Below are 12,158 nucleotides of genomic sequence, written 5' to 3' on the forward strand. Positions count from 1 at the left end.
CGCGAAGACAAGGCCCAGCGTGGCCTGATCCACTCCGTAGAGTGCGGCGGCCGCGGACCCGAAGACCAGGGCCTTCACCGCGAGCACCCCGGCGACCGGGAGGCGGAACCTGGCCCTGGGCGCGGCGAACAGGCCCCACAGCACGATCGCGAGGATCGGCAGGGCCAGGCCCAGCGCGAAGTTCACGGTGAAGCCCCACCACGCGAGACAGCCGAAGGCCACCAACTCCAGCAGGAAGGCCAAGCCCTCGTTCACCGCATGCACCGGTGCAGGCAGTCGCATCGGTCGTTCTCCCCTCGGTTGCCGGTGATCATGACACCGGCGGGCGCCGGAGGAAAGAGTCAGCGGGCCGCGGAAAGGATCGCGTCGAGGCCGCGGATCAGGGTGGCCCGCGCCCGATCGGCGTCGGCGAGGTAGCCGGCGACCATCGCGCCGTCGCGCAGCATCATCAGATGGGCCGCCGCGCCCTCGGGATCGGGGTGGCCCGCCTCGGCGAGGTCGTGCACGAACAGCGAGCCCAGCCATTCCCGGTGTTCGGTCACGGCACGGTGCACGGGGCTGTCCGGGTCGGGAAACTCGGCGGCCGCGTTGATGAACGCACAACCGCGGAAGCCGGGGCTGCACACCAGTTCCGCCATCTCGGCGACCGTCGCCCGCAGTCGCTCGGGCCCGGGCTTCGCGCGGGCGGCGACGGCTCTCGCCGCCTCGTCGACGGTCCTCAGATACGCGACGACGAGGTCGTCCTTGCTGGGGAAATGCCGGTAGAAGGTGGCCCGCGTGACGTTGGCCTCGGCGAGCACCCGATCGACGCCCACCGCGCGGATGCCCTCGGCGTAGAAGAGTTCGGACGCGGTGCGCAGCAGGCGTTCCCGGGCTTCGGACGGGCGGGTACCGGTGGCGCTGGGCATACCGCCATCCTAACAGAGCGAGAGACAGAACGATCGGTCTTGCATTCTGCTGATCCCCATGGCAGGCTGGATTGCGGCAGAAAGACCGATCGTTCTACCAAGGAGGCTCCACCATGAAGGTGCTGTACACCGCGGCCGCGATGTCCACCGGAGATGCCCGCAATGGCCACGTCCGCTCCTCCGACGGACTGCTCGACTTCGACCTCGCCATTCAGAAGGAGCTGGGTGGTGCCGGTGGCACCACCAACCCCGAACAGCTCTTCGCGGCCGGTTACGCGGCCTGTTTCCACTCGGCGCTCAAGGCGGTGGCGCGGCAGAAGAAGATCGAGTTCACCGACTCCGCGGTGTCCGCCGAGGTCGGTATCGGCCCGAACGACGCCGGGGGGTTCGCCCTGACCGTCGCGCTGCAGGTGGAGTTCAGCGGCATCGACCAGCAGACCGCGGACGAACTGGTCCAGGCCGCACACCAGGTGTGCCCGTACTCGAACGCCACCCGGGGCAACATCCCGGTGACCGTCGAGGCCGTCGTCGCCTGAATTCCCAGCCTGAATTCCCCCGGGCCCGGCACGCGCGCGAAGCGGGTGCCGGGCCCGATCCTTCTTGTCCGGAAAGGACTTCGGGAGAGGTTGATATCGTCTGCCTTCCGTGGAGTGACGAGAGGGGTTTGCCGATGGGTTCGGGATCGTCCGGCGAGGCGGCCCGGCGGCGCCGCCGGCTGCAGACGGCGATCAAGGACTCCCTGCGCGAGCTGAGCACCCAGCTGTCGGTGCTCAACCACCAGGTCGGCGCCCGCCTCGACCTCAAGGACTCCGATTTCGACTGCCTCGACCTGGTCAACCGGTACGGCCCGCTCAGCCCGAGCGCGCTCGCGCGGCTCGCGGGGCTGCACCCGGCCACCGTGACCGGGGTGCTCGACCGGCTCGAACGCGGTGGTTGGGTGGCGCGCGAACGCGACCCCGCGGACCGCCGCGCCGTCCTCGTGCGCGCGCTGCGCGACCGCACCGCCGAGGTGTACCGGCTCTACGGCGGGATGAACGCCTCGATGGACGAGCTCTGCGCAGGCTACGACGAGGGCCAGCTCGAGCTGATCGCCGACTTCCTCCACCGCACCACCACGGCGGGCCGGGACGCCACCGACGAACTCGCGGAATCCTGAAACCGGAGAACCGAGCGGGTGTGGGGGGCTGCGCGCTGTGACCCGAAGCACCCATGATCATGTACATTCCGGTGGAGATTTCCGTGGCAAAACGGGAAAACGGACAAACGCGCCGGGAGGGTTTCATGGCCACGCTTACCCCGCACATCGTCGTGCGCGACGTCGCCACCGCGGTCGAGTGGTACACCAAGGCGCTGGGCGCGCAGGAACGGAGCAGGGTTCCCCTTCCCGGCGGCAGGGTGATGACCATCGAGATGGCCTTCGGTGATTCGACGGTGATGATGGCCGACGAATTCCCCGAGCAGGGCATCGTTTCCCCGTTGACGCTCGGCGGCACCTACGGTGCGCTGCAGATCGCGACCGACGACGCCGACGCCCTGTGGCAGCGGGCGCTGGACGCGGGTGCCACCGTGTTCCATCCACTCGCCGACATGTTCTGGGGTGAGCGGCATGGGCAGATCCTCGATCCCTTCGGGCATCGGTGGGGAATCGCGCAGCGCCTCCGCGAGGTTTCGCCCGAGGAAATCGCGCGCGAAGCCGCCAAGCTCTTCGGTGCCTGAACGGTCTGGAAAGGACACCTGATGCGTTACCGGATGTTCGGCACGACCGGTCTGCGAGTGTCGGAACTGTTTCTCGGGGCCATGACCTTCGGCGAACACGGCGGAGTGGGTGCGCCGATCGAGGAGTGCCGCCGGATTCTCGACACCTACGCGGATGCGGGCGGCAACGTGGTCGACACCGCGATCAACTACCGCGGCGGCGCCAGCGAGGAGTTCCTGGGCGAGTTGCTGGCCGGGAGGCGGGATCGGTTCGTCCTGGCGTCCAAGTACACGGTGTCGCGCGACGGGAGCGATCCGAACGCCGCGGGAAACCACCGGAAGAACCTCACCCTGTCCCTCGAGACGAGCTTGCGGCGACTGCGCACCGACTACCTGGACGTGTACTGGGTTCATCTGTGGGACCGCCACACCCCGGTCGAGGAAACGATGCGGGCGCTGGACGACGCGGTCCGCGCCGGGAAGGTGCTGTACCTCGGCATTTCGGACGCCCCGGCCTGGGTCGTTTCCCGGGCGAACACGCTCGCCGAATGGCGCGGCTGGACCCCGTTCGCCGGGCTCCAGGTGCCCTACAGCCTGCTCAACCGGGACATCGAGCGGGAGTTGCTGCCGATGGCCGAGGCGCTGGGCATGAGCGTCGCGGCTTGGAGTCCGCTGGCGGGTGGTGTGCTTTCCGGAAAGTACACGCGCGATGGCGTTGCGGATGGTGCGACCAGGCTGGCTCCCGATTCGCTGAGCGCCCACGATCTTTCCGTGGCGAAGGCGGTCGACGAGGTCGCGGCCGAGTTGGGGGTCACCAGTTCCCAGGTGGCGCTGGCCTGGATCCGGAGCCGGTCGCGCTCGGTGCACCCGATCATCGGGGCCCGCTCGGCCGCGCAGCTCGCCGACAACCTGGCGGTGCTCGATGTCGAACTGCCGCCGGTAGCCGTGGCGCGGCTGGAAGAGGCGACCGGGTTCGGCCTCGGATTCCCGGCCGATTTCATCGCGCAAACCTCGGGCTGGGTGTTCGGCGAGGTCTCCGCGCGGGTCGACGGCCGGTAGCGCCGGAAACCCAAAGGCCCCTAAAGACCCCAGTCCCGGCGGATCGCGTCGTTGTCGCCGCCTCCCTCGGGCGGCGGCGCGGGCGGTTCCGGGACGGTGCGGGAGAACCGGGGAGCCGGGGCGGCCTGCGGCGCTCCGCCGAGTTCGACGAGCGTGTGCCTGCTCGTCAGGTGCGGGTCCGCCGTGGCCTCCGAGAAGTCGAGGACCGGCGTGACGCAGGCATCCGTGTCCTCGAAGATGGCGGCCCATTCGTCGCGTGTCTTCGTGGCGAAGGCCGTGGCGAACCGCTCCCGCAGCACCGGCCACCCTGGCCGGTCGTGCTGGGCGGGCAACTCGCCCGGCCTCAGGCCGAGTCCGGCCAGCAGCGCGGCGTAGAACTGCGGCTCGATCGCGCCCACCGCCACGTACTTCCCGTCTGCGCAGGCGTAGGTGTCGTAGAACGGTGCCCCGCTGTCCACGAGGTTCGACGCGGGTTCGTCGCGCCAGACCCCGGCGGCCAGCAGCCCCCACACACCCTGGGCCAGCGAACTCACCCCGTCCACGATGGCCGCGTCGATCACCTGGCCCTCGCCGGAGCGCTCGCGTTCCCACAGTGCGGCGAGCACGCCCATCACCAGGTACAGCGAACCGCCGCCGAAGTCGCCGACCAGGTTCAACGGCGGGGTGGGCCGGGCCCCGGCGGTGCCGATCGCGTGGAGCACCCCGGTGAGCGAGAGGTAGTTGATGTCGTGCCCGGCCCGCTGTGCGCGGGGCCCGTCCTGTCCCCAGCCCGTCATCCGGGCGTAGACGAGGCGCGGATTGCGGGCCCTGGCCGCGTCCGGTCCCACCCCGAGCCGCTCGGCCGCCCCGGGCCGGAACCCTTCGACCACCACGTCGGCCCGCTCGATCAGGGCGAGCACCAGCGCCGCCTGTTCCGGTTCCTTGAGGTCGGCCGCCAGCAGCCGTCGCCCGCGCAGCAGCCAGTCGGGCCGTCCGGGCGGGACCACGCGCAGTCCGCCGCGGGGACGCTCCACCCGCACCACGTCGGCGCCGAGGTCGGCCAGGAGCATCGCCGCGTGCGGCCCCGGGCCGATCCCCCCGAGTTCCAGCACCCGCAGGCCCGCCAGTGGTCCGGGCATGCCGCCTCCTCACCCTCGCCGGGCCGGTGTCGCCGGTCAGTGTCGCCGGTCAGACCGCCCTCAGCAAAACGGAGGTGGCGTCGCCGCCGCCGGACAGGCCCACGGTCAGTGCGGTGCGGCGGGCGGGATCGGTGATCGGTGCCGGTTCACCGGCCACGGGTTGTGCGGGAAGCCGGGAGTACGGCGTCACCAGGTTGGCGGTCGGGGCCACCCGGCGCTGGTCGAGCATGAGCACGCTCGCCAGGACCTTCAGCAGCCCGGCCGCGCCGGGCAGGTGACCGAAACAGGCCTCCTGGGAGGTGAGGGGCAGCGGCTCGTCGTCGTTCAGCGTCCTCCGCAGCGCCGACAGCGTGTCGCACAGGAAGTCCTCCAGTTGGCGGTTGCCTTCGGCGAAGTCGCAGAAGAAGGCGAGGTCGCGCAGCGAGAGACCGGCGCCGCGCAGCAGCCGCGCGAGGTCGGCCGCGCACGGTTCGGGCGTGCCGAGCCCCATCGGGTTGCGTCCGCCGTTGCGGGTGGACAACGCCTGGAATTCGCCCTCGAAGGTGCGTGAGCCACGGTGGCCCGGCCGCCCCAGTACGACGGCCGCGGCACCCTCCGCCGGCGCGTTCCCGGTCTGGTGCTCGTCGTGCGGCCGGACGTCGGACGGGTCGCCGGAGAGGCTGGAGGCGTGGTGGCCGGAGCGCCCCGGATGTCCCGTGGCCGACAGGTACAGCGGCTCCAGTGGAGTGTCGACCCCGACCACGACCGCGTGGTCCACCTCGCCGCGGCCCACCATCGAAGCGGCCAGTTCGAACGCCCGCATCGAGGTGCTGCACCCGCCGGTGAGGGAGAGCGTCGGGATCTGGAGGCCCAGGTTCGTGGCCATCCCCGAGGCGATCGCGGCGGGGGCGGTGGACACCCAGTAGTCGAAGGCGACCGCGGCGGGCCCCTCCCGTTCGAACCGCTCGAACAGTGCGATGGTTTCCGGCAGCGCGAACTGGTAGGAGCTGACCACCAGGACCGCGTCGCCCGCGCTGATCTGCCCGGCGGTGAGCCCGGCGTCCTCCAGCGCACGGGTCACCGCGCTGTGCGCGAACCGGCTGGCCCTGGTCATCCGCCTGAGCAGTTTCTCCGGCAGGACAAGGTGTTCGTCGCCGTCACCCGGCACCTGCCCGGCCACCCTGATCGGGGTGCCGGTGCGGGCCAGCGGGGTGATCGCGCACGAACCGGACAGCACCGCCCCGGCGAATTCGTCGAAGTCGTAGCACGGTTTGTCCAGTCCCGGCAGGGTCAGTCCCACCCCCCGCAGCGTGATCGGCAGCCACGTTCCCACGTTTCCCTCGCCCCCTCCGTCGCGCTTTCCCTGGTGTTCTCGCCGCATCCCTTCGAGGTAACCTCGCCCCGGCAGAGGCACGGAAGGCACCGCGAGTACTCGATTCCGGGAGCACCGGTGACCGGAGGTACCCGGTGGTGACGCATACTGGCGACCGTCCGTGCCGGGTCAGCAAGGCAAGGTGGCCGCGATGACGAGCAGGGTGGAAACGGCCGATTCGGCCATCGAGCGGTTCGCCGAAACCGCTTCCGGCGTCTGCGCGCCGCTTCGCGTCGTGCCCGCGGGCCGGAGCCGGTTCACCGGCGGGTTCTCCGGCGGCCGGATCGGCGGCGTCGTCATCGCCCGCGCGACCTGCTCGCCGTGCACCGTGCTGCGCTCGGAACGGGTCATCCGCTCCACCGACCGCGAGCTCGTCAAGGTCATCCTCAACGGCCGCGGCACGGCCGGAGTGGAGCAGAACGGGCAGCAGTCGCTGCTCCGGCCGGGCGACCTGGTCACCTACGAGACGGTGCGGCCCTACGAGGTCCACTTCTGGGACGCGGCCGACACCGTGGTGATCGGGATTCCGCGGGACGAACTCGGCCCGCACGCCGAACTGCTGACGCGCCGCACCGTCGTCCCGGTCTCGGCGGGCACCGGCCTTCGCTCGGCCCTGCTGCGGTTCGTGCGCGACCTCACCGAGGCGCCCGCGCTGCCCGCCAACGAACATCTCGGCAACGCGCTGGTGTCCCTGGTGCTGGCCGAGTTCACGCACGACGCGGCACCCGCGGCCAGCCCGGAGAGCCTGGCCGACCGGATCCTCGCCCACTGCCTGGCGCACCTGTCCGACCCCGGCCTGTCGGTCGAGCGCGTCGCCGCCGCGCACGGGATCTCCGTGCGCTACCTGCACAAGATCCTGGAGCCCAAGGGCGTGACCCTGTGGGCGTGGATCCGGCGGCGCCGCCTCGAACGGATCCGCGACGACCTCGCCGACCCGGCCTTCGCGCACCGCACCGTGTCCGCCATCGCCACCCGGTGGGGCCTGCCCGACGCCGCCCACCTCGGCCGGGCGCTGAAGACGGAGTTCGGCCGCACCGCCGCCCAGCTCCGCGGCCGCGCCCGCTGACGGCGGCGTTCAGTCGAGGGGGAGACCGGCCAGTTCGCCGCGGGAGAGCACGCCGAGTTTGGGGTATGCCTTGTACAGGTGGTAACCCACCGTGCGGGGACTGAGGAACAGCTGCGCGGCGATGTCCTTGTTGGACAGACCGCGCCCGGCGAGGCGCACGATCTGCAGTTCCTGCGGGGTGAGTGTGCCCGCCGGGCCCGCCGGGGCCGCGGTGGTGGTGCCGGTGACGCCGGTCGCGGTCAGTTCGGCCGCGGCCCGGTCCGCCCAGCCCGCGGCGCCGAGCCGTTCGAAGTCCGCGTGCGCGGTCCGCAGGTGGGTGCTCGCCTCCGCCTTGCGCCGTGCCCGGCGCAGCCATTCCCCGTACAGCAGCGTGGTCCGCGCCGACTCGAACGGGCGGGGATCGTCCTGATGCCGTTCCAGCGCGCGCCTGAAGTGCTTGTCCGCTTCCCCCTCCGGCGCGAGCAGCGCCTGGCAGCGCAGCACCAGTGCCTCCGCCCAGGCCTGGCCGGTCCGGTGGGCCCAGTCGGTGTACCGCCGCAACGGTTCGGTGGCGCGATCCGGCTCGCCTGCCCGCACCGCCGCCTCCACCAGGTCCGGGACGCTGCGCAGAACCGACAGGCCGTAGGCGTCCGGCCCGCCCGCGAGCGCGCCCAGCCGGTCGAGCGCGGCGGCGGCCCGGCCGTATCCGAGGTCCAGCAGCCCGAGCGCCCAGCGCGCCCGGGGCAGGCCCGGGTCGTGCGGGGCCACCAGGACGTCTTCGGTCAGCTCCCGGCACCGGGTCTCGTCGCCCGCGATCGCGGCGAGGTGGGCCAGCACGCCGCGCAGCTGGCCGTGCCAGTGCCGGAGGTCCGCGTCGACCGCGATCCGCAGCGCCTCCCCGGCACTGGCTTCGGCGTCGCGATGCCGTCCTTGGAACAGCTGTGTCTCGGCGAGCATGAACAGGAGATTGGGCAACCGGCTGATGCTGCCACGGGCCCGCGCCTGTGAAACGAGCGTTTCGGAAAGCTCTCGCGCCTGGCGGTCCCGGCCGGTGGTCAGCTGGACTCCGCAGACGAACAGCAGCTCCCGGTAGTCCCCGGCGGCGGACCGCACGGCCTCGGCGAAAGCGGTGTCCAGATCCCCGTCGTCCGCGGGACGGGCGAGCGCCAACGACAGCCCGCCGACGATCATTTCGGTCATCGGGCGCAGCCGGTCGCCCGCGGGAACCGGTGTGGCGGCGAGCCGGTCCATCGCGTCGGCGAGCTCCCGGCGCCCGGTGAACCAGGCGATGTAGACGGCTTCCACCAGCGTTTCCAGCGACCGGTGCGGATCGGTGCCAGCCAGCCCGGCGGCGCCGGAGACCAGCAGTTGGTACGCCTCGTGCTGACGTCCCTGCCAGAACCGGCCGAACGCCTCCACCTGCACGTGCCGGGCCCGTAACGCCGGATCCTCCGGCGTTGCGGAAACCCGGCTCGCCAGCTCCAGCGCGTGGTCGACGGCACCGGCCTCACCGGCCGCCTCGGCGGCGAGGAGCAGCCGCCGGTCCCGGTCCGCCGGCGCCGGGGTGAGCTGGACGGACCGCTCGTAGGCGGCGGCCGCGGCGGTGTGCCCGCTGCGTTCGCCTGCCCGGCGCGCGGTCCGCTCCAGTTCCGCGGCGACCTCCTCGTCGGGCCCGGTGGCGGCCGCGGCCCGGTGCCAGGCACGGCGATCCGCGTCTTCGGCCCGGTCCAGCGCCTCGGCCAGCGCCCGGTGCAGCCGGAGCCGCTCGGCGAGCGGGACCTCCTGGTAGACGGCCGCCCGCAGGAGCGGATGCCGGAAGGCGACCGTGCCGCCGGTGATGCGCACCAGCCCGGCCCGTTCGGCCGGTGTCAGGTCGTCCACCGAGGCACCGAGCGCCGCCGCGGCCCGTAACACCACCGCCAGCTCCCCGGTGTCCTCGGCGGCCGCCACCCGGAGCACCGTGCGGGTCGGCCCGGGCAGTCCCCGCACCTGGGTGGCGAACGCCGCCCGCATCCGCTCGGTCAGGGGCAGCCCGCCGGGCGGCGCGGCGTCCGCCGTCGCGAGCGCCGACGGCAGTTCGAGCAGCGCCAAGGGATTCCCGCCGGCCTCGGCGAGTACCCGGTACCGCAGTTGCGGGCTCAGCTCGCCGCCGCACCGGTCGAGCAGTTCGGCCGACGCCGAGGCATCCAGTCCGTCCAGCCTGCGCAGGGGAAGGCCCTGGCTCGGGAAAGCGCTTCCCTCGCGGGCGCCGAACAGCAGTACCACGCCTTCGGCATCCAGCCGCCGCGCGGCGAACGACAGCGCTTCGGCCGACTCGGTGTCCAGCCACTGGGCATCGTCCACAAGGCACAGCAGCGGTGAGCCGGAAGCCAGTTCCGACAACAGGGACAGCGCCGCGAGGCCCACCAGGAAGCGATCGGCGTCCGCCGCCGGGGCCAGCCCCATCGCGCCGCGCCAGGCGGCGGCCTGCACCGCGGGCAGTGCGTCCACCGCCGGACCCGCCGAGCGGAGCAGCAGTTGCAGTCCGGCGAACGGCAACGCGGCCTCGGATTCGGTCGCCGACGCGCGCAGCACACGGGCGTCGCGCGCCGACGAGGCGGCGTAGTCGAGCAGGGCGCTCTTGCCGATCCCCGGTTCGCCAGTCAGCACCAGGACCCCGCTCCGGCCCTGTGCCGCCGCGTCGAGCAGACCGTCGATGACGGCGCGTTCCTCGTCCCGCCCGTAGAGCATGCCGCCACAGTACTGATGCCGTCCGCGGCGCCGCCGGTCAATTACCTAAGCGCGACCGATTCCCCGCGGCCCGCGCGCCCATAACGTCTTCACCAGCAAGAACGCAACCGATCAACCGAGAAGGAGCACCACCATGAGCGAGCTGAACACCGTCGCCGAGCAGTACATCGCCGTCTGGAACGAGACCGACGCCGACGCTCGCAGGGCCGCGATCGGCAAGCTGATGACCTCGGAGATCACCTACATCGACCCGATGGCCGTCGCGGAAGGCGCCGAAGCCTTCGACGCCACCGTCGCCGCGGTGCAGGGACAGTTCCCCGATTTCACCTTCCGGCTGGCAGGCACCCCCGACGGGCACCACGACCAGGTCCGGTTCACCTGGGAGCTCGGCCCCGCCGACGGGGAAGCGATGGTCGTCGGTTTCGACGTCGCCGTGCTGGCCGCCGACGGCCGGATCAAGGCCGTCTACGGCTTCCTCGACAAGGTCCCGGCCCTCTGAGCAACCACCGAAGTCATCCGGTCAGGAGAACGACGTGAGCACCACCACCGATCCGATCCGGTCCGCCGGGGCCGCGCCGTCCGCGGCGGACCGGCCGTCCTGGGGCGCGCTGGGCGTTCTCCTGGCCGGCATCTTCATCACCACGCTCGACTTCTTCATCGTCAACGTCGCGATCCCCTCCGTGCAGCTGGGGCTGCACGCGGGGCCCGCGGCCGTCCAGTTCGTCGTCGCCGGGTTCGGCCTGGCCTACGCGGCAGGCCTGATCACCGGCGGGCGCCTCGGGGACCTCCACGGCAGGCGCCGGATGTTCCGGGTGGGCCTGGGCGTGTTCACGGTGGCCTCGGCGGCCTGCGGCCTGGCGCCCACCCCGGGCGTGCTCATCGCCGCCCGGGTCCTACAGGGCCTCGGTGCCGCGCTGTTGTCACCGCAGGTCCTGGCCATCCTCAACGTGGTCTACACCGGGCGGCACCGCACCGCCGCCTTCAACGCCTTCGGTCTGGCCATGGGCTTCGGCGGGGTGTTCGGCCAGCTCATCGGCGGCGTGCTGATCCAGGCCGACATCGCGGGCCTCGGCTGGCGGAGCATCTTCCTGATCAACGTGCCGATCGGCGTGCTGGCGATGGCGCTGGCGGGCAGGCTGGTGCCGGAGTCCGGGGCGAGCGGCGGGGCCCGGCTGGACCTCACCGGGACGGTCCTCGTTTCCCTCGGCCTGGTCGCGATCGTGCTCCCGCTGGTGCAGGGCCAGCAGCAGGGCTGGCCACTGTGGACCTGGCTGTGCCTGGCCGCGGCGGTGCCGCTGCTCGCCGGGTTCGTCCTCCACCAGCGCCGCACGGGGGACCGCGGCGGCTCGCCACTGGTCGACCTGGCCATGTTCCGGCAGCGTGCCTTCTCCGCCGGGGTGGCGATCGGCCTGGTCTACGCGCTGACCACGGCGTCGTTCTTCCTGGTGCTCGCGCTGTACCTGCAGCAGGGCCACGGGCTGAGCGCGCTCGGCTCGGGCCTGGTGTTCCTCCCGCTCGGCCTCGGCTACTTCGTCTCCTCCAGCAAGGCGGGGCAGGTGGCCGCCCGGCTGGGCAGGCAGGTGCTCGCGGCAGGGGGGCTCATCGTGGCGGTGGGCTACCTGATCCTGGCGGTCACCGCCGAGGAGATCGGCGCGACCGGTGCCGTCGCGTGGCTGGTCCCCGGCCTGCTCATCGCCGGGGCCGGGATGGGGCTGGTGATGGCGCCGCTGCCCGCGACGGTGCTGGCCGGGGTGCGGCAGGAGCACGCGGCCGCCGCGTCCGGTGTGCTGAACGCCGCGCAGCAGGCGGGCGGCGCGATCGGGGTCGCCCTGGTCGGTGTGGTGTTCTACCGGACGCTCGGTTCACTCGGCGGTCTCGCCGGCGCCTTCTCGATCAGTGAGCTGGTGCTCGCCGGGATCGGCGTCGCGGTCGCCTGCCTGGTGCAACTCCTGCCCAAGGCGGCCACCGGCTGACGACGGCCGATCACTCCACTTCGGACGTGTCCGTGCGCGGGCACGTCCGATTCCTTTTCCCGGGCGCGCGAGACGTCCGGGGAGGTTTCGCCCAGCATGTGGAACCCGCCGCGCGTCACATGGACATCGCACCGCGGTTGGCCAATCCTGACGGGGTAGGCGATGGTGATGTCCCGGCGGTGCCGCCACGACGGTCCTCATCGGACGGGTCCTGGTCCCGTGGCAGGACACGGACGGGTGAAGGGTGGCGGGTGATGGCCGGGCGGGATGCCGACGTGG

General features: G+C 72.2%; 12 protein-coding genes. 7 read left to right on the forward strand and 5 right to left on the reverse strand.

The window, feature by feature from the left end; all coding sequences use genetic code 11:
- Positions 1-282: YrdB family protein (locus FNH05_RS20075; RefSeq protein WP_144590246.1), on the reverse strand; the 282-nt coding region annotated here is incomplete at its 3' end.
- A 59-nt stretch (positions 283-341) separates the two neighbouring features.
- Positions 342-908: a TetR/AcrR family transcriptional regulator gene (locus tag FNH05_RS20080; protein WP_144590247.1), complete on the reverse strand. Its 567-nt coding sequence runs from the start codon at positions 906-908 to the stop codon at positions 342-344.
- Positions 909-1,021: 113 nt separating this feature from the next.
- On the opposite strand from FNH05_RS20080, the gene FNH05_RS20085 reads away from it, so the two are divergent.
- The 4 genes from FNH05_RS20085 to FNH05_RS20100 all read left to right on the forward strand — a co-directional run bounded on the left by FNH05_RS20085 (position 1,022) and on the right by FNH05_RS20100 (position 3,662).
- Complete coding sequence (locus FNH05_RS20085; protein ID WP_144590248.1) at positions 1,022-1,444, forward strand: organic hydroperoxide resistance protein; 423 nt, start codon at positions 1,022-1,024, stop codon at positions 1,442-1,444.
- A 134-nt stretch (positions 1,445-1,578) separates the two neighbouring features.
- Entirely contained in the window at positions 1,579-2,064 is a 486-nt protein-coding gene (locus tag FNH05_RS20090) for a MarR family transcriptional regulator (RefSeq protein WP_144590249.1), read from the forward strand.
- Between the two features lie 125 nt (positions 2,065-2,189).
- Positions 2,190-2,624 carry a VOC family protein gene (locus tag FNH05_RS20095; RefSeq protein WP_144590250.1) on the forward strand — a complete coding sequence of 145 codons (435 nt, stop codon included), beginning with the start codon at positions 2,190-2,192 and terminating at the stop codon, positions 2,622-2,624.
- 21 nt (positions 2,625-2,645) lie between these two features.
- Positions 2,646-3,662: an aldo/keto reductase gene (locus FNH05_RS20100; protein WP_144590251.1), complete on the forward strand. Its 1,017-nt coding sequence runs from the start codon at positions 2,646-2,648 to the stop codon at positions 3,660-3,662.
- A 20-nt stretch (positions 3,663-3,682) separates the two neighbouring features.
- On the opposite strand, the gene FNH05_RS20105 is transcribed toward FNH05_RS20100, so the two are convergent.
- Both FNH05_RS20105 and FNH05_RS20110 read right to left on the reverse strand, forming a co-directional pair.
- The gene (locus FNH05_RS20105; protein WP_144590252.1) at positions 3,683-4,780 is read right to left on the reverse strand and encodes a CaiB/BaiF CoA transferase family protein; all 1,098 of its coding nucleotides are present in this window, start codon (positions 4,778-4,780) and stop codon (positions 3,683-3,685) included.
- Positions 4,781-4,829: 49 nt separating this feature from the next.
- A complete protein-coding gene (locus FNH05_RS20110) occupies positions 4,830-6,092 on the reverse strand; it encodes a beta-ketoacyl synthase N-terminal-like domain-containing protein (RefSeq protein WP_186382640.1) in 1,263 nt (420 codons plus the stop codon).
- Positions 6,093-6,282: 190 nt separating this feature from the next.
- On the opposite strand from FNH05_RS20110, the gene FNH05_RS20115 reads away from it, so the two are divergent.
- Positions 6,283-7,197 carry an AraC-like ligand-binding domain-containing protein gene (locus FNH05_RS20115; RefSeq protein WP_144590254.1) on the forward strand — a complete coding sequence of 305 codons (915 nt, stop codon included), beginning with the start codon at positions 6,283-6,285 and terminating at the stop codon, positions 7,195-7,197.
- Between the two features lie 9 nt (positions 7,198-7,206).
- On the opposite strand, the gene FNH05_RS20120 is transcribed toward FNH05_RS20115, so the two are convergent.
- Positions 7,207-9,906, reverse strand: a complete 2,700-nt coding sequence (locus tag FNH05_RS20120; protein ID WP_144590255.1) for a helix-turn-helix transcriptional regulator — start codon at positions 9,904-9,906, stop codon at positions 7,207-7,209.
- A 133-nt stretch (positions 9,907-10,039) separates the two neighbouring features.
- Between FNH05_RS20120 and FNH05_RS20125 the strand changes: the two genes are divergently transcribed.
- A complete protein-coding gene (locus FNH05_RS20125; RefSeq protein WP_144590256.1) occupies positions 10,040-10,405 on the forward strand; it encodes a nuclear transport factor 2 family protein in 366 nt (121 codons plus the stop codon).
- A gap of 34 nt (positions 10,406-10,439) precedes the next feature.
- Positions 10,440-11,879, forward strand: coding sequence for an MFS transporter (locus FNH05_RS20130; protein WP_186382641.1), 1,440 nt, complete (start codon positions 10,440-10,442; stop codon positions 11,877-11,879).
- Positions 11,880-12,158 lie beyond the last annotated feature (279 nt).

This window comes from Amycolatopsis rhizosphaerae (genome assembly GCF_007713715.1).
Classification (GTDB): Bacteria; Actinomycetota; Actinomycetes; order Mycobacteriales; family Pseudonocardiaceae; genus Amycolatopsis_E; species Amycolatopsis_E rhizosphaerae.